The 17,426-nt window shown below is 73.0% G+C and carries 14 protein-coding genes and 1 pseudogene; 1 reads left to right on the top strand and 14 read right to left on the bottom strand.

What is annotated here, in order from left to right; genetic code table 11:
- The 12 genes and pseudogenes from ESG85_RS27660 to ESG85_RS27610 all read right to left on the bottom strand — a co-directional run.
- Window positions 1-150 (bottom strand): annotated as a pseudogene (locus tag ESG85_RS27660) (ABC transporter ATP-binding protein); the annotation flags it as partial.
- Window positions 151-185: 35 nt separating this feature from the next.
- On the bottom strand, window positions 186-1,295 hold the full coding sequence (locus ESG85_RS27655) for an aliphatic sulfonate ABC transporter substrate-binding protein (protein WP_128983909.1): 1,110 nt from the start codon (window positions 1,293-1,295) through the stop codon (window positions 186-188).
- Window positions 1,296-1,495: 200 nt separating this feature from the next.
- Window positions 1,496-2,848 carry a sulfate adenylyltransferase subunit 1 gene (locus ESG85_RS27650; RefSeq protein WP_128983908.1) on the bottom strand — a complete coding sequence of 451 codons (1,353 nt, stop codon included), beginning with the start codon at window positions 2,846-2,848 and terminating at the stop codon, window positions 1,496-1,498.
- 2 nt (window positions 2,849-2,850) lie between these two features.
- Window positions 2,851-3,786 (bottom strand): sulfate adenylyltransferase subunit CysD, encoded by a 936-nt coding sequence (gene cysD, locus ESG85_RS27645; RefSeq protein WP_128983907.1) that lies wholly within the window; start codon window positions 3,784-3,786, stop codon window positions 2,851-2,853.
- Window positions 3,783-4,370 (bottom strand): adenylyl-sulfate kinase, encoded by a 588-nt coding sequence (gene cysC / locus ESG85_RS27640; protein ID WP_128983906.1) that lies wholly within the window; start codon window positions 4,368-4,370, stop codon window positions 3,783-3,785. The genes cysD and cysC overlap by 4 nt, the downstream gene beginning before the upstream one ends.
- A complete protein-coding gene (locus ESG85_RS27635) occupies window positions 4,370-5,086 on the bottom strand; it encodes a phosphoadenylyl-sulfate reductase (RefSeq protein WP_128983904.1) in 717 nt (238 codons plus the stop codon). The genes cysC and ESG85_RS27635 overlap by 1 nt, the downstream gene beginning before the upstream one ends.
- Complete coding sequence (locus ESG85_RS36315; RefSeq protein WP_128983901.1) at window positions 5,083-5,262, bottom strand: hypothetical protein; 180 nt, start codon at window positions 5,260-5,262, stop codon at window positions 5,083-5,085. Before ESG85_RS36315 ends, ESG85_RS27635 begins: the two co-directional genes overlap by 4 nt.
- Window positions 5,259-6,956 (bottom strand): nitrite/sulfite reductase, encoded by a 1,698-nt coding sequence (locus ESG85_RS27625; RefSeq protein WP_128983891.1) that lies wholly within the window; start codon window positions 6,954-6,956, stop codon window positions 5,259-5,261. The genes ESG85_RS36315 and ESG85_RS27625 overlap by 4 nt, the downstream gene beginning before the upstream one ends.
- 126 nt (window positions 6,957-7,082) lie before the next feature.
- Complete coding sequence (locus tag ESG85_RS37040) at window positions 7,083-7,166, bottom strand: putative leader peptide (RefSeq protein WP_374050382.1); 84 nt, start codon at window positions 7,164-7,166, stop codon at window positions 7,083-7,085.
- 248 nt (window positions 7,167-7,414) lie between these two features.
- A complete protein-coding gene (locus ESG85_RS27620) occupies window positions 7,415-7,987 on the bottom strand; it encodes a GNAT family N-acetyltransferase (RefSeq protein WP_128983889.1) in 573 nt (190 codons plus the stop codon).
- A gap of 149 nt (window positions 7,988-8,136) precedes the next feature.
- Window positions 8,137-9,438 (bottom strand): helix-turn-helix domain-containing protein, encoded by a 1,302-nt coding sequence (locus ESG85_RS27615; RefSeq protein WP_128983887.1) that lies wholly within the window; start codon window positions 9,436-9,438, stop codon window positions 8,137-8,139.
- Window positions 9,439-9,966: 528 nt separating this feature from the next.
- Window positions 9,967-11,619, bottom strand: a complete 1,653-nt coding sequence (locus ESG85_RS27610; RefSeq protein ID WP_128983885.1) for an acyl-CoA dehydrogenase family protein — start codon at window positions 11,617-11,619, stop codon at window positions 9,967-9,969.
- A gap of 17 nt (window positions 11,620-11,636) precedes the next feature.
- Between ESG85_RS27610 and ESG85_RS27605 the strand changes: the two genes are divergently transcribed.
- The gene (locus ESG85_RS27605; RefSeq protein WP_128983883.1) at window positions 11,637-12,761 is read left to right on the top strand and encodes a YihY/virulence factor BrkB family protein; all 1,125 of its coding nucleotides are present in this window, start codon (window positions 11,637-11,639) and stop codon (window positions 12,759-12,761) included.
- Between the two features lie 41 nt (window positions 12,762-12,802).
- On the opposite strand, the gene ESG85_RS27600 is transcribed toward ESG85_RS27605, so the two are convergent.
- Together ESG85_RS27600 and ESG85_RS27595 are read right to left on the bottom strand one after the other, a co-directional pair.
- Entirely contained in the window at window positions 12,803-16,396 is a 3,594-nt protein-coding gene (locus tag ESG85_RS27600) for an SAV_2336 N-terminal domain-related protein (RefSeq protein WP_128983881.1), read from the bottom strand.
- A complete protein-coding gene (locus ESG85_RS27595; protein ID WP_128983879.1) occupies window positions 16,386-17,408 on the bottom strand; it encodes an AAA family ATPase in 1,023 nt (340 codons plus the stop codon). Before ESG85_RS27595 ends, ESG85_RS27600 begins: the two co-directional genes overlap by 11 nt.
- Window positions 17,409-17,426 lie beyond the last annotated feature (18 nt).

Here is a 17,426-nt window from a genome sequence, read left to right as displayed (position 1 = left end):
GCCGGGGGCGACGTCGAGGCTGATGTCGTCGAGGACGAGCTGCCCGCCGGCGGGACCGCCGAAGGACTTCGAGACGTGCTCGATCCGCGCCGCGTGACCCGTCGCGTGGACGCGGTCCTCGGCCTTGGCGAGCGTCGTGGTCGTGGCCATGGTCGTCACCTCCTGGGTAGCGCTTACGGACTTCGTTACTTGACGCCGAGACCGGCGTCGGACGCCTCGGGCCGGCCCGCGGCCTTCAGGACCCTGTTCAGCGGCTTCAGGTCGTAGATCCCGGTCAGGTCGGGCTTCTTCAGCAGCCCGGACTTCACCGCGTGGTCCGCCTGCGCCTGGAGCGTCGTGGCCAGCGGGTCGTCGGTGAACCGGATCGACGGCCAGGCGCCGTCGATCACGTCGTCGGCGAGCGGCTTGCCGGTGAGCTCCTCCAGCCGGGCGTTGGCGGAGGCCTTCGCCTGCTCCGAGTGGGCGGCGATCCACGCGTTGGTCCTCACCGAGCCCCGCAGGACGGCCTCGACCACGTCCGGGTGCTGCTCGAGGAACGTCTGCGACACGATGACGTTGGTGATGACGAACTGCTTGTCCGGCCACAGCTCGGACTCGTCGAGCAGGACCTTCGCGCCCTGGCTCACCAGCTTCGACGCGATCGGCTCGGGCACCCACGCGCCGTCGATCGCGCCGGACTTGTAGGCGTTCGGGGCGATCTTGTTGTCGGTGCGCAGCACGGAGACGTCGCCCTTGCCGGACTGCGAGTCGACCTTCCAGCCCTGCTCGGACACCCAGTTGAGGAAGGCCACGTCCTGGGTGTTGCCGAGCTGCGGCGTGGCGATCCGCTTGCCCTTGACGTCGTCGACCGTCTTGATCTTCTCCGGGTTGACCACCAGCTTCACACCGCCCGAGGCCGAACCCGCCACGATGCGCAGGTTCTTGCCCTGGGACTTGGTGTAGCCGTTGATGGCCGGCGAGGGACCGATGAAGCCGATGTCGATCGAGCCGGCGTTCAGCGCCTCGATGGCGGACGGGCCCGCGTTGAAGGTCGACACCTTCAGCTGCGTGCCGCCCAGTTCCTTCTGGAAGATGCCCTCACGGTCGCCGACCAGGGCCGTCGCGTGCGTGAGGTTGGGGAAGTACCCGAGCCGTACGGAGTCCGCGGAGAGCTTCTCGCCCACGGCGGCCACCTTCTTCTGGTCGTTCTTGGCCTGGGAGCCGTAGCCGCACGAGGCGAGCGCCGCGATCAGGAGCGGCAGTGCGGCTGCGGCGGCCAGGCCGCGGCGCAGGGTGGTACGGGTGGTGGCAGGCACGGGAGGTGTTCCCCTCGGTTCGGCTTCAGCGAAGTCTGCGTTTGTGGCGGTGTCGTACGGAGTGGAGCGGCGTCGCGCCACGGCGGCGCACAGGGGTCAGCACGCACATCGCGCCACACCTCCCCGGCCCGCACCGAGGGCGACCGAGCCGAAGCGGCCGCTCTCTGCGGCGAAGCCGCCGCCGATGTCCTGGTGACCCATCAGAAGTCCCAGCCGTCCTCGTCCTCGGCGGCCGGCGCGGCCTTGGCGCCGGCGAAGGACTCGCCCGCCATGCCGGCGGCCAGCGTGGTGCCGTCGGCCGGGTCGATCAGCAGGAACGAACCGGTGCGGCGGGAGTCGGCGTACGCGTCGAGCGCGAGCGGCTCGGCGGTGCGGACCGTGACCCGGCCGATGTCGTTGGCGACGAGCTGCCCGGGGTTCGGGTGCTGGGAGAGGTCGTCCAGGGTGAGCCGGGACGGGATCTCCTTCACGATCGCCTTGACCGTGCGGGTGGTGTGCTTGAGCAGCACCCGCTGGCCCACGGTCAGCGGCTGGTCCGCCACGTGGCAGACGGTGGCCTCGACGTCCTGGCTGGTGGCCGGGGCGTCGGCGACCGGGGCGAGCAGGTCGCCGCGGGAGATGTCGATGTCGTCGGCGAGCCGGATGGTGACCGACTGCGGCGCCCAGGCGATGTCCACGGACTCGCCCAGCGCGTCGATCGCCGTGATCGTGGACGTCCTTCCGGACGGCAGGACGGTGACCTGCTCGCCGACCCGGAACGCGCCGGCCGCGATCTGGCCCGCGTAGCCGCGGTAGTCGGGGTGCTCGGCGGTCTGCGGACGGATCACGTACTGCACCGGGAAGCGCGCGTGGCAGGCCGTCAGGTCGTGGCTGACCGGGACGGTCTCGAGGTGCTCGAGGACCGTCGGGCCGCCGTACCAGTCCATGTTGGCGGACGGCTCCACGACGTTGTCGCCGGCGAGCGCGGAGATCGGGATCGCGGTGATCTCCGGGACGCCCAGCTCCGAGGCGTACGTCGTGAACTCCTCGGCGATCGCGGCGAAGACGGGCTCGGCGTAGTCGACGAGGTCCATCTTGTTCACGGCGAGCACCACGTGCGGGACGCGGAGCAGTGCGGCGACGGCGGCGTGCCGGCGGGTCTGCTCGACGACGCCGTTGCGGGCGTCGACGAGGACCACGGCCAGCTCGGCCGTGGAGGCGCCGGTGACCATGTTCCGGGTGTACTGCACGTGCCCGGGCGTGTCGGCCAGGATGAACCGGCGCCGCGGGGTCGCGAAGTAGCGGTACGCCACGTCGATGGTGATGCCCTGCTCGCGCTCGGCCCGCAGACCGTCGGTGAGCAGCGCCAGGTCCGGCGCCTCCTGGCCACGCGAGCGCGAGGCGTGCTCCACGGCCTCCAGCTGGTCGGCGAGCACCGACTTGGAGTCGTGCAGCAGCCGGCCCACCAGGGTCGACTTGCCGTCGTCGACGGAGCCGGCGGTGGCGAAACGCAGCAGGGTGGTGGCCGCGAGCTCGGCGTGCCCGGAGGTGGGCTCTTCGGTGAACGTGCTCATGGTTAGAAGTACCCTTCGCGCTTGCGGTCTTCCATCGCGGCCTCGGACAGCTTGTCGTCCGCCCGGGTGGCGCCCCGCTCGGTGAGCCGGGACGCGGCGATCTCGTTGATGACGGCTTCCAGCGTGGTGGCGTCGGAGTCCACCGCGCCGGTGCAGGACATGTCGCCGACGGTGCGGTAGCGGATGAGACGCGTCTCGACGGTCTCGGAGTCCTTCGGGCCGCCCCAGTCGCCGGCGGTCAGCCACATGCCGTTGCGCTGGAACACCTCACGCTCGTGCGCGAAGTAGATCTCCGGCAGCGCGATCTTCTCGCGCTGGATGTACTGCCAGACGTCCAGCTCGGTCCAGTTGGACAGCGGGAACACCCGGACGTGCTCGCCGGGGGCGTGCCGGCCGTTGTACAGCTGCCACAGCTCGGGCCGCTGGCGGCGGGGGTCCCACTGGGAGAACTCGTCGCGGAGGCTGAACACCCGCTCCTTGGCGCGGGCCTTCTCCTCGTCGCGGCGGCCGCCGCCGAACACGGCGTCGAAGCGGTGCTGCTGGATCGCCTCGGTCAGCGGCACGGTCTGCAGCGGGTTGCGGGTGCCGTCCGGGCGCTCGCGCAGCTTGCCGGCGTCGATGTACTCCTGCACGGAGGCGACGTGCAGGCGCAGTCCGTGCTCGGCGACCACGCGGTCGCGGTACTCGATGACCTCGGGGAAGTTGTGTCCCGTGTCGACGTGCAGCAGCGAGAAGGGCACCGCCGCGGGGGCGAAGGCCTTCAGCGCCAGGTGCAGCATGACGATGGAGTCCTTGCCGCCGGAGAAGAGGATCACCGGCCGCTCGAACTCGCCCGCCACCTCGCGGAAGATGTGCACGGCCTCGGACTCCAGGGAGTCGAGGTGCGACAGCGCGAACGGGCTGCCGGTGGCGTCGTGGACGTGGGCAACGGTGGTCACAGCAGACCCCTCTCGGTGAGCAGCGCGTGGAGCTGCGCCGCGGACTCCTGCACGGTCTGGTTCTGGGACTCGATCCGCAGATCGGGCGACTCGGGGGCCTCGTACGGGTCGTCGACGCCGGTCAGGCCGCTGATCTCGCCCGCGGCCTGCTTGGCGTACAGGCCCTTGACGTCACGGACCGAGCACACCTCCACCGGAGTGGCCACGTGCACCTCGACGAAGGCGGTGGCCTCGGCCTGGTGGCGCTTGCGGACCGCCTCGCGGCTGTCGGCGTACGGGGCGATCACGGGGACCAGGACCTTCACGCCGTGCGAGGCGAGCAGCTCGGCGACGAAGCCGATCCGCTGCACGTTCGTGTGCCGGTCCTCGCGGCTGAAGCCGAGGCCCGCCGACAGGAACTCGCGGATCTCGTCGCCGTCGAGGACCTCGACGCGGTGACCCTCCTCGCGCAGCCGGCCGGCCAGCTCGTACGCGATGGTGGTCTTGCCGGCGCTCGGCAGGCCCGTGAGCCAGATGGTGGCACCGGTCACGTGGTTCTCCTGGGAGGTCTGGGAGGTCGGGGAGGTCTGAGGGGTGGTGGTCATCAGCCGTGCAGCCCGCATTCGGTCTTGGTGCGCCCGGCCCAGCGGCCGGCCCGGGCGTCCTCGCCCTCGAGGACCCGGCGGGTGCAGGGGGCACAGCCGACGGACGTGTAACCGTCCATGAGGAGCGGGTTGGTGAGCACCCCGTGCTCCAGGACGTACGCCTCGACGTCGTCCTGGGTCCAGCGGGCGATCGGGGAGACCTTCACCTTCTGCCGCTTCTCGTCCCAGCCGACGACCGGGGTGTTCGCCCGGGTCGGGGACTCGTCGCGGCGCAGGCCGGTCGCCCACGCGGCGTACGCGGTCAGGCCCTCTTCGAGGGGCTTGATCTTGCGCAGCGCGCAGCACAGGTCGGGGTCGCGGTCGTGCAGCTTCGGGCCGTACTCGGCGTCCTGCTCGGCGACGGTCTGCCGCGGGGTGAGGGTGATGACGTTGACGTCCATGACGGCGTCGACGGCGTCACGGGTGCCGATGGTCTCCTCGAAGTGGTAGCCGGTGTCGAGGAAGACGACGTCCACACCGGGCATGGCGCGCGAGGCGAGGTGGGCGACGACCGCGTCCTCCATGGAGGAGGTGACGCAGAAGCGCTTGCCGAAGGTGTCGGCGGCCCACTGGAGGATCTCCAGGGCGGAGGCGTCCTCCAGCTCGCGGCCGGCCTGCTCGGCGAGTGCCTTCAGGTCGGCCGCGGTCGCGTCCGTCACGTCCTGAGTGGTCGTCATATCTCTTTCCCTCCACCGGTGTTGCTCGAAGTGCCGGGAGCCAGTAGCCCCAGGAACTTCAGCTGGAAGGCTCGGCTGCACGCCCGGCATTCCCAGGCGCCGTGTCCCTGCTCGCCGGGGCGCAGGTCCTCGTCCCCGCAGTACGGGCAGTGGAACGGCGCCGCCCGCTCGCTCACGAGAGCGCCTCTTCCGAGGCGCGGGACGCCCAGGTGGCGAAGCGCTCGCCGTCCTCGCGCTCCGCCTCGAAGCGCTTGAGGACCCGCTCGACGTAGTCGGGCAGTTCGGCCGCGGTGACCTTCAGGCCGCGGACCTTGCGGCCGAAGCCGGCCTCCAGGCCCAGCGCGCCGCCCAGGTGCACCTGGTAGCCCTCGACGCGGTTGCCCTCGTCGTCCAGGACCAGCTGGCCCTTGAGGCCGATGTCCGCGACCTGGATGCGGGCGCAGGCGTTCGGGCAGCCGTTGATGTTGATGGTGAGCGGCTCGTCGAACTCCGGGATGCGGCGCTCCAGTTCGTCGATCAGCGAGGCGCCGCGGCCCTTGGTCTCGACGATGGCCAGCTTGCAGAACTCGATGCCGGTGCAGGCCATCGTGCCGCGCCGGAACGGCGAGGGGGTGACCCGCAGGTCCAGCGACTCGAGGGCGGAGACGATCGACTCGACCTGAGCCTCCTCGACGTCGAGGACGATCATCTTCTGCTCGGTGGTGGTGCGGACCCGGCCCGAGCCGTGCGCCTCGGCGATCTCGGCGATCTTCGTCAGGGTGGTGCCGTCGACCCGGCCCACGCGCGGGGCGAAGCCCACGTAGTAGCGGCCGTCCTGCTGCTTGTGGACGCCCACGTGGTCGCGCCAGCGGCCGGCCGGCTCCGCCGGGGCGGGGCCGTCGGTCAGCTTGCGCTTGAGGTACTCGTCCTCCAGGACCTGACGGAACTTCTCCGCGCCCCAGTCGGCGACGAGGAACTTCAGGCGGGCGCGGTTGCGCAGCCGGCGGTAACCGTAGTCACGGAAGATCGAGATGATCCCCTCGTGGACGTCGGCGACCTCGTCGAGCGACACCCAGGTGCCGAGGCGGACACCGAGCTTCGGGTTGGTGGACAGGCCGCCGCCCACCCACACGTCGAAGCCGGGGCCGTGCTCGGGGTGGACCACGCCGACGAAGGCGACGTCGTTGATCTCGTGCGCCACGTCGAGCAGAGGCGAGCCGGAGATCGCCGTCTTGAACTTGCGCGGCAGGTTGGAGAAGTCCTTGTTGCCGACGATCCGGCGGTGGATCTCGTCGATGGCGGGCGTGCCGTCGATGATCTCGTCCGCCGCGATGCCGGCGACCGGCGAGCCGAGGATGGTGCGCGGGGTGTCGCCGCAGGCCTCGGTGGTCGACAGGCCGACCGCCTCCAGGCGGTTCCAGATCTCCGGGACGTCCTCGATGCGGATCCAGTGGTACTGGACGTTCTGCCGGTCGGTGATGTCGGCGGTGCCGCGCGCGAACTCCTGGGAGATCTCGCCGATCACCCGCAGCTGCTCGGTGGTCAGCCGGCCGCCGTCGATGCGGACGCGGAGCATGAAGTACTCGGCGTCCAGCTCCTCCGGCTCCAGGACACCGGTCTTGGTGCCGTCCAGACCCTCGCGACGCTGGGTGTAGAGGCCCCACCAGCGCATGCGGCCGCGCAGGTCGTTGGGGTCGATGGAGTCGAAGCCCCGCTTGGAGTAGATCGTCTCAATACGTGTCCGTACATTGAGACCGTCGTCATCCTTCTTGAACTGCTCATTGCCGTTCAGCGGGGTGAAGTGCCCCGCGGCCCACTGACCCTCGCCACGGTGGCGCCCGGTCTTGCGGCGGGCGGCGGCGGGAGTGGGGTTTTCCGGGGTGGCGGCCATGGCGTTTTGTCCTTCGGGACTGCGAGAGGGCGGCTCTGACCTGCACACTCGCGCTCGGGTAGGAGGTGGCGCGACAGTGCGCAGAGTTCAGGACGTCAGGAGAGAGGTTCGGTGGTGCTGGTCTTCTCAGCGCACCGAACAGATGGCGCTGGACATGCGGCCGAGGTCGACGTGCCGCCGACTCACCAAGGCAATTCCAGTTCCAGACATGACGGAAGCGTGTCACGGGGCTTTGGACCCAGTCCAGCTTCGTCCAGAATATGGACAGTTGGGTCTCGCTCTGCGAGATGGTGTGGCGTGGGTCACGCGAAAGGGGCCCAGCTCAGGGCCCCTTCACGGCGACGGCGGTGCCGGCGGTGCGGCGCGGGTGGCGCGGCGACGGGCAGTGTGGCGCGGGTGGCGCGGCGACGGGCGGTGCGCTCAGGGGTGGGCGGTGCGCCCGGGCGCGGGCGGTGTGCTCAGGCGTGGGCGCCGGGCCACGGGCCCGGGTTGCCCGGCGCCTCGATCTCCTCGACCTTGGTGTCGAAGAGGCGGAAGCCGCGGCGCTGGTAGTTGGCCATCGCGTGCTCGCCGTCCAGGGAGCAGGTGTGCAGCCACACCCGCTTGGTCGGGGCCCGGCCCGGCCAGCGGTCCGCCAGGTCCCAGGCGCGCTCCACGCCGTGAGTAAGGAGACGGCCGCCGATCCCGCGGCCCCGGAAGGCGGGGATCAGGCCGAAGTAGACGATCTCCACCACGCCGTCGTCCTGCGGGTCCAGCTCCACGTACCCGGCCGGCGTCCCCTTCTCGTACGCCACCCAGATCTCGGCGCCCGGCTTCTCCACTATCTCCTGCCACTGCGCGTACGTGAGCGAGAGCCGGTCGTTCCAGGCGATGTCGCCGCCGACCGCGGTGTAGAGGAAGCGGCTGAACTCCGCCGAGGGCACCTCGGCGCGCACGATCCGCAGGTCGTCCCGGCCCTCGGGGGCGGGGACGGGGCGCAGGTCGGACGGTGAGGTCTGTTCCAGGGACCAGGTGGTGAGAGTGATGCTCATGGGCTTATCGCATCATGCGGAGCCGCGGATTCCTACCGCGTTCGGTCCTGGCGGACAAGGTGTCCGGCATACGGACAGACGTGGACGTGACGCGGCGGCCCCGGACGGCGGTGCCCCGGGCAAGTCGTCGGCCTTCCCCCACACCGCCGTCACGCCGTCATCGCGCTGCGGGCCGCCAGTACCGCCGGGGCCGTCGACTGGGGGAGCAGGTCCACCGGGTGGGCCGGGCGGCGGAGCTCCACCTCCACCTCCTCGCTGAAGCGGTACGGGCGGTGCGCCAGGACGCCGGCCAGGTTGCGGCGTACCCGCGACAGCTCCGCCCGTACGGTCACCGTCCTCGTCCGGTCGCCGAACACGTCCTGCGCCAGTTCCGCCGCCGTCCGGCCCTCCGGGTGGAGGGCGAGGAGGTACAGCAGCTCGGCGTGGCGCGGGCTGAGCTCCTGGGACCAGCTCCCCGCCGTGCCCGACACGGACACCGTCCAGCGGCGCGGCCGGCTCAGGTCCAGCACGACCCGGCTCGCCGCGCCCGAGGCGGGGTCCGACGTCCGGGCGTCCTCCTGGACCCGCAGCAGCCAGCCGCCGGGCAGCGGCTCCACCGCGCACATGCCGAGTGACGGCAGCCACACCCGGCCCGCCCGGAAGGACTTGGGCAACGGCAGCCGGTCCACCGGCGCCATCCCGGTCACGGCCGCCGTCCACCCGTGGGCGTCCACGGCGATCGCCCGGCCGCCGATCCGGCACAGGATGGGCGCGGCCACCGAACGGAGCCGCTCGATCGACCGCAGATGGCGGTCCCGCATCTCCGCCTCCGCGAGCTGCGCCACCGAACCGACCAGCGCGAGCGTCGCCGGATGGAAGCTGGACGCCGGCCCGCTCACGTCGACGATGCCGAGCAGCCGCTGGTCGCGAGGATCGTGGACGGGCGCGGCGGCGCAGGTCCAGTTGTGCAGGGTGTGCACGTAGTGCTCGGCCGAGTGCACCTGCACGGCCCTGCCCATGGCGAGCGCCGTGCCCACCGCGTTGGTCCCGGTGGTCTGCTCGCTCCAGGCCGCGCCCTCCTCGAGACAGATCCCGTTGGCCTGGCGCAGCACCGCGAGGTTGCCCTCGCGCCACAGCACCCGGCCCAGCTCGTCCGTCACCACCATGATCTGCATGGAGGCGTCGGCGATCCCGGCGAGTCCCGCGCTGAGCGTCCGCATCACCTCGCCGAGCACGGAGGAGCGGCGCCGCTCCTCCAGCTCGTCGCGCTGCAGCAGCACGCTGCTCGTGCTCCGGTCCGGATCCAGGCCCAGCCGGAACATCCGCTGCCAGGACGCGTCGATCACCGGGCGCGGCGCCACCGGCGGTCTGCGGCCGGCCAGGGTCTCCTCGCGGACCTGGTGCAGCAGCCGGGTCGCCTTGGCGGCGTCCATCGCGGCCAGCCGGTTCAGGTCGACCTGTGCTCGGTTCATCGGTCCCTCCCAGCCCTGCACGGTGCTGTCTCGGTGCTGCGTCGGAGCTGTATCGGTTCTGCACGGTGTGCGTCCCGGCGCCCATCGTGCCGCTCCACAGCGTCACGTGCGGGCTGCTTCCCGTAATCCTGCAACCCCTTGCAACTCTGGCAACCCCCGCCCCTCCGGAGAGAGGGTGGAGCCGAAGCGGAGGGTGGTGCCGTGTCGGCGCAGCACCACCCTCGGCTTTTCCGCGCGTGCCGACCCCCTCAGGTCCACCCCTGGCACGCGCGGCACACCCACACCACCGTCACCCCGGCGACCGCCCCTCCGGACGCACGTTCACCCGACCGGGAACGTCAGCCGATGGACGCCGGCCACGGAACAGGCCCGCCGCGCCGACCGCCAACCCCCGCAACAGGCCCACCGCGCCGACCGCCAACCCCCGCAACGGGCCCGCCGCACCGGCCGACGGCCCACGGGAGCGGGCCCGCCGCGCCGGAGACCGGACGCCGGCATCACGCCCGCCGGCCGACCCCCTCCCCGGCCTCAGCCCTCCGACGACGGCTCCGGCCGGGCCCGGTCCACCACCGCCGCCAGGTCCAGCGTGTGCGGCAGCGTCCCGAACGACGCCCCCCAGTCCCCGCCGAGCCGCGAGGCGCAGAACGCGTCCGCCACCTCCGGCGGCGCCCACCGCACCAGCAGCGCGCCCTGCAGCACCCGTGCCATCCGCTCGGCCAGCCGCCGCGCCCGCGCCTCGACGCCCTCCAGATCGGCCAGTTCCGTCAGCAGGTCCCGGATCGCCCGGTCCAGCCGGTGGTCCTCGCCGCGCGCCCGCCCCACCTCCGTCAGGTAGGCGTTCAGCGCCGCCGGTTCCCGCCGCAGCGCCCGCAGCACGTCCAGCGCCTGCACGTTCCCCGCGCCCTCCCAGATCGAGTTCAGCGGCGACTCGCGCAGCAGCCGCGGCAGCCCCGACTCCTCCACGTAACCGTTCCCGCCCAGGCATTCCAGCGCCTCCGCCACCACCGGCGTGCACCGCTTCGTCACCCAGTACTTCGCCACCGGCACCGCGAGCCGCAGCAGCGCCCGCTCCCCGTCCGTACCGGAGTCGTACGCCGCCGCGAGCCGCAGCCCGAGCACCGTCGCCGCCTCCGACTCCAGTGCCAGATCGGCGAGCACGTTGCGCATCAGCGGCAGGTCGACCAGCACGCTCCCGAACGCGCGGCGGTACGAGGCGTGGTGCACGGCCTGCGCCACCGCCTGCCGCATCAGCGCGGCCGAACCGAGCACGCAGTCGAGCCGGGTCGCCGCCACCATCCCGATGACGGTGCGCACCCCGCGCCCCTCCTCGCCGACCCGGCGCGCCCACGTCGACCCGTCGAACTCGACCTCGGCGGAGGCGTTCGACCGGTTGCCCAGCTTGTCCTTGAGCCGCTGGATCGCGAAGGCGTTGCGCTTCCCGTCCGGCAGCACCCGGGGCACGAGGAAACAGGTCAGCCCCGCCGGAGCCTGCGCCAGCACCAGGAACCCGTCCGACATCGGCGCCGAACAGAACCACTTGTGCCCCGTCAGGACGTACTCGCCGTCGGCCGCCAGCGGCTCCGCCCGGGTCGTGTTCGCCCGTACGTCACTGCCGCCCTGTTTCTCCGTCATCGCCATGCCGAGCAGCACGCCCGCCTTCTCCAGCGGCGGTCGCAGGTCCTGCTCGTACACCCGCGAGGCGAGCAGCGGCTCCCACGCCTCCGCGAGCTCCGGCTCCGCCCGCAGCGCCGGCACCGCCGCGTGCGTCATCGACAGCGGGCAGCCGTGCCCCGCCTCCACCTGAGAGGCCAGCACGAACGCCGCCGCCCGCCGCACATGACCACCCGGACGGCCCCACGCCGAACCCGACAGACCCGCCGCCACGCCGCGCCCGAGCAGCCGGTGCCACGCCGGAGGGAACTCCACCTCGTCGATCCGGTGGCCGTACCGGTCGTGCGTCAGCAGCCGCGGCGGGAACGCGTTCGCGAGCCGTCCCCACTCCTGCGCCTGCGCGGAGCCCGCCGAGGTCCCGAAGGCCGTCAGCTCCTCGCGCGCCTCGTCGTACACCTCCGGCGGCAGATGGCGCTCCACGGCCTCCGCCAGGGCCCGGTCGGTCGCGAACATGTCGTATCCCACCAGGGGCGGAGCCTGGTTGGTCACGGTGTGGGTGCCGGCTTCCATGCCGATACGGTAAGGAGGTGCAGGCAGCAAACGAAACACCCGAACGGCGCGACCCGCGGCCCTGGAGCAAGCTCCACCGCGCTCGCGTCCTCTACCGCAACGTCTCCAAGCGGAAGATGGTCTGGCTGCTCCTGAAGGACACGGTCAACTCGTGCATCGAGTACCGCATCCTCGGTCTGGCCGCCGAGGCCGCCTTCTTCACCCTGCTGTCGCTGCCCCCGCTGCTGCTCGGCCTGATCGCCCTGCTCGGCTACGCCGACGAGTGGACCAACACCGACACCGTCGCCAGCATCGAGGAGAACATCCTCCACGCCGCCCGCACCGTCCTCTCCGACCGGGGCGTCAACGAGATCGCCCGCCCGCTCCTGGAGGACGTCACCCAGGGCAAACGCCCCGAACTCGTCTCCCTCGGCTTCGCCATCGCCCTGTGGTCGGGCTCCCGGGCCGTCAACGTCTTCATCGACACGATCACGGTGATGTACGGCCTCGACGGCCACCGCGGCATCGTCAAGACCCGGCTGCTGGCCTTCCTGCTCTACCTCGTGGCCCTCGTCATCGGCGCCGTCGTGCTGCCGCTCGCCGTCGTCGGCCCCGACCGGCTCGTCCAGCTCGTCCCCTGGGGCACGGAAGTCGTCTCGGTGCTGTACTGGCCGACGGTCATCCTGCTCTCCATCGCCTTCCTGACGACCCTGTACCACGTCTCCGTCCCCGTCCGCTCGCCGTGGATCGAGGACATCCCGGGAGCGCTCGTCGCCCTCGCGATGTGGGTGCTCGGCAGCTTCGTCCTGCGCATCTACCTCACCAGCCAGGTCGAGGGCCCCACCATCTACGGCTCCCTGGCGGCCCCCATCGCCGTCCTCCTCTGGATCGGCATCTCCGCCTTCGCCGTGCTCGTCGGCGCCGCCGTCAACGCCGCCATCGACCGCGTCTGGCCCTCCGTCGCCACGGCCGCCGCCCGCGAGGCCAACGAACGCGCCCGCGCCGCCCAGGCCGCCGACCTGGTCGCCCGCCTGCGCGCGGAGGAGGAGGACGTGGACGAGGACGACCCGGACATGCCGTCGGAGTTCCCGGAACGCTGGTCCAGGTTCCTGCCCCCGGACGACGTCAAGTCCCGGCTGCACGCGGGGTGGGAGAAGGAGTAGGGGCGGTACGGGGCCGCACGGATGCCCCTCGGACAGAACACCTAGTACACCGGGTCGAACGGGCTGTCGTCGGAGGGCGGCGCGGTGGGGCCGGCGGGTCCGTCGGAGCTCGGGCGCGTGACGACCACGACGTGTTCGCGACCGCCGGCCGTCGTCGTGGTGTCGCGGAAGGCGCGGCGCAGCGGGCGCGGCAGCCCGGCCCACAGCTCGTGCGAGATCACCACCGTCACCACCGCCTCGGCGTGCGGCTCGTTCCGAGGGATCGGCATGTGACCGGCGAGTGCGGCCCGTGTCGCGGGGGAAACGTCGCTCTCGTGCACCGCGACGGTGAGCCGGACCGGTCGTTCGACCCCGCGGGGCAGCGACTCGGCGAGGGCGTACGGGAGGGTGCGCACGCACCATTCCACGACCTCGCGCAGCGGGCGGGAGGCGGGAACCGGCGAGTCGATCAGGTCGATGCCCGAGCGGTGCCCCGGAGCGAGCTCCGGGAAGGCGGCTTCGGCGAGCAGGACGACCAGTTCGCCGACGTGCGGGTCGGGGACGACGCCGGCGGAGGAGCTGACGAGCAGCCGCCCGGCCGGTGCCGAGCGGGCCCGGGTCGCCAGCGCCGCGTCGACGACCTCGACGTCGTGCCGGAGCGTCGCCCGCCAGCCCTCCAGAAGCCGTCGCTCTCGCGCGGCCCACGCACCGCGCAGCCCGCCGAACGCCTCGTCGGTCCACACGTCGAGCGCCTTCACCAGATACCGGCGGGCCCGTGGCCGGTCGCCGCGGTCCAGGGCTTCGCGCGCCTCGGCCACGTGGACCAGGACCCGGGAGAGGTCGAGCGCGCCCTCCGGGACCGGCAGTGACCACGAGCCGTCCCGGACCTCGACGGGAAGGCCGAGGCCGCGCAGACGCCGGGAGCGTTCCAGGAGGTCGTCGGCCGTTCCCCCGGTGACCGCGAGCATGTCCGGAGTCCTGACGTCGGTGCCGTACGCGAGCAGCAGCCGGGCGAGGAAGAGGTCGTCCCCGTCCCGCAGGCCCGCGACGTCCCGTCCCCGTACGGTCACCCGGAACGGGCCGAGCAGACGGTAGGTCACGTCCGAGTGCTCCGGCGGCGCGGCGGCGGTGTCGGTGAAGCCCCGGGCGAGGGCGTCCGCCCCGCGGCGGCGGACGCGCGGCGACTCCGACATCAGGTTGGCCACCGTGTGGGTGACCGGTTCCGGCAGGTCGCTCCGGTCGTGGGGAAGACGGGCTCCGGGGCGTGGCGGGGCCCCGGTGAGCAGCTCGTACAGCACGCAGCCGAGGGAGAACAGGTCTTCCTCGTGGGTCGGCGTGCCCCGCCCGGTCTCGGGGGCCCGGTAGCACTCCGCCCGTTCGGGCGCGCCGTGGTCCTCCATGACCGGCCACAGCAGGCCCGGGGCGCCGAGACGCCAGAATTCCTCGTACTCGGGTCCGAACACGGTGTCGGGTGACAGGTTGCCGTGGCCGAGTCCGGTTCCTTCGTGCAGGTCGCGGAGAGCCGTCAGCACGCGCCGGCCGATCTCCACGGCCGCCGCCGCGGGCAGCGGCCCCGCAGCGCTGTCGATCACCTGCCGCAGCGTCCTCCCGGGCGCGGGTTCGGTCACCAGACAGCAGCCGCCGTCGAGGCTCACGGCGTCGTACACGCGGAGCGACCAGGTCCCGAAGAACCGCGCGACCTGATAGCCGCGTGCCAGGAAGTCCGCGGTGGCGGTCGAGCGGACGCCGGGGGCCACACCGTCCGAGGAGGAGTAGGTGTAGACGGAGAGGTCCACCTCGCGCTGCAGATAGCGGTCGTAGCCGCGCCAGACCGGGATGACGTGGCCGCCGACGCGTCCGCGCACCACGTAGCGGTCGCCGTCGAGCCGGGGCGGCTCGCCGGCCGACGCCACGGCTGCCGGCGGACGGGCGACCGGCGGACGGGTGGCCGGCGCGGCGGCTGGAGGGCCGTCGCCCCGCGGCGCCACCGGCCCGCTCAGCAGCCGTACGCTCTCCTCGCTCAGCAGCGCGAACGGGCGGCCCGCCGCACGTTCGCCGCCCCGGGCGTGCAGCGTCTCGGCCAGGGCGCGGAACTCGCCCGGCAGCAGACCGGCGCGGGACTCGATCTCGGTGCTGACGCGGGCCAGCAGACCGGCCGTGCGGACCAGGGCCGTGCGGGGGAGCGCGGTCAGGAGCAGCTCGCGGACGCCGGGACGGAAGTCGTACGCGCCGGGGGCGCCGCCCGGCTCCGCGACGAGCATGCCGCTCAGGACGACCTCGGCCAGGTGCCTCGGCTCGGGGCGCTCCTCGACCGCCGCCTGCACCAGCCGCATCACCGGCAGATGGGCCGAGCCCACCGCCAGGTGCGCCGCCAGCCGGTACGCCTCCGGGGAGGCGAGGGCGCGGAAGCGCAGCACCAGCTCCTCCGGGTCCGCCTCCTCGGGCACGAGCGCGTCGTCGTCCGGGCGCGACGGCAGGGCCCCCGGGCGTACGAAGGCCGCTGCGCCCGGTACCTCCGTGCCGGAGGGGGAGGCCACCAGCGCCGCCCAGTTGCCCAGCCAGACCTCGGAGGGTTCGAGCACCGGGATCGGGATCGGCACCCGGACCGTGCCGGGGCCCCTGTCCGTACCGTCGCGCGGGCCGGCGTACGGGCCGCCGTACGGTTCGTCGTACGGCGTGAAGGCGAGGGCCGTGTTCGGCACCCCGGCGGCCGGGGACGCGAAGCGCCCCGGTACGGCGGGCGCCGCGGTGTGCCGCCACATGCGCTCCGGCAGCGGCTGGAGCAGCGCCACCGGGCCCTCCGCGGCCAGCGCGGCGAGCGCCCCGCGCCAGCGCGGGCCCGCCGCGCCGTCCCGCCACTGCGGCCCCATCGCGTCGCTGAGCACGAGCACGGCGGTACGGCCGCGCTCCCGGTGGCGCCGGGGCAGCCGACCGTCCTCGCCGAGCCGGAGGACGTCCAGGGTGCGGAAGGCGCCGGTCTGCGCGAACGCCGTGCGGAGCTCCCGCGCCAGCGGCCGCCACATCGACATCGTCGGGCCGGAGTCGACCACGATCCACAGGTGCAGCCGGCGTTCCTGGCGCGGCCGGAGCACCGGGAGCCACAGCCGCCGCCCCGAGCCGGGCGCGGAGAGCGAGGCGATGCGGTCCGCCGTCGCCGTCTCGTCCAGCTCCCGGCCGGATCCGCTCGGCACCGTGCGGCGCAACGGCCGCAGCGACCGCTGCAGGGCCAGCGGCCGGGCCAGCATGGGCGGTGCGGGCGCCAGCAGCGGTGCGTGCCCGGCCGCCGACTCCGGTACCGCTCGGGGGGCGTACGGCGCGGGGGCGCGGAGCGGGATCCGGGGCGCGGCGGACCGGGGTGACGGCCGGGGCGAGGCGAACGGCGGCTCCGGATGCGGGGGTTCGGCCGGGTGGTGACCCGTCTCGAAGGCGGACGGCGCCGACTCGTCGGGCGGCACCTCCGCTTCCCGCGGCTCCGGATCCGCCGTCGTTCCCCTCCGGTCGGCCCCGACTCCCATCTGCCGGGCCAGCCACAGCAGTTCGGCCAGCTCCCGACCCGTCGGCGGTTCCTCGCCGGCCTGCGCCAGGACGTTCGCGAGCGCGGCGAGCCGGCCCGCGCCGCTGTCCCCGGCGCGCCCGGGACGCGCCTCAGACGTCATCGACGTCCCAGGATTCCGCCGCCCGCCCCAGGTACGGCATCAGGGATTCCGCCAGCTCCTCGCGGGTCGACGCCCCCAGGCCCGAAGTCCGGGTCAGATAGATCGCGTTGAGCAGCTGGTCGGTGGCCAGTTCGCCCGCGCTGCCCCGGCGCAGAAAGGTGTCCACGAGCGCGTGGTCCCGCTCGTCGAGCTCCCCGAGGTGGGCTCGCACGATGTCCTCCAGCTGCTCGCGCAGCGGGCGGCGCAGCTCGAGCCGGACGCAGCGGCGCAGGAAGGCGGGCGGGAACTCGCGCTCGCCGTTGCTGGTCAGCACGACGAACGGGAAGGCGAGACAGCGCACTTCGCCGTGACACACCGGCACCCGGTCCTCCGCGTCGGCCACCATGACCTCGGCCACCGGGTGGGAGCGGGCGGCCCGTACGAGTTCCGGGATCTCGTACTGCCCGTCCTCCAGGACGTGCAGCAGGTCGTTGGGCAGGTCGAGGTCCGCCTTGTCGATCTCGTCGATGAGCAGGACCCGCGGCCGTTCGTACGGGAGCAGGGCCGTGCCCAGCGGGCCGAGCCGCAGATGGTCCTCGACCGCGGCCTCCCCGCGCTGCCGCTCGTCCCCGACGGACCGGCCGGCCTCGTACAGCCTCGACAGCGGGTCGTAGCGGTAGAGCCCGTCGGTGAGCGTGGCGCGGCTGGTGACGTTCCAGCGCAGCACCCGGCCCAGCCGCAGCTCGCGGGCCACCGCGTAGGCCAGGCTCGACTTGCCGCTGCCCGGCGGACCGGTGACCAGCAGCGGACGCCGCAGATACAGCGCCGCGTTGACCAGCCGCACCGTCTCGGGCGTCGGCTGGTAGGTACGGGCCCGGTGCGCCCGGCCCGGTGCCCCGCCGTCGGCGTCCCCGTCCCGGGCGGGCGGCAGCGCCGGCCCGCCGTCGAACGTACGCCACGGCGGCGGCGCGGGCAGCGCGTCGATGCCGTCGTGCGGCTCGCTCGCTCCGGTGTAGACGGGCCAGGGCGACATCCTGTTGCTCCAAGAGGT

Origin of the sequence: Streptomyces roseicoloratus (assembly GCF_004117935.1) — a bacterium.
GTDB classification, from domain to species: Bacteria; Actinomycetota; Actinomycetes; order Streptomycetales; family Streptomycetaceae; genus Streptomyces; species Streptomyces roseicoloratus.
This window is presented reverse-complemented; position numbering and strand designations above follow the sequence as displayed.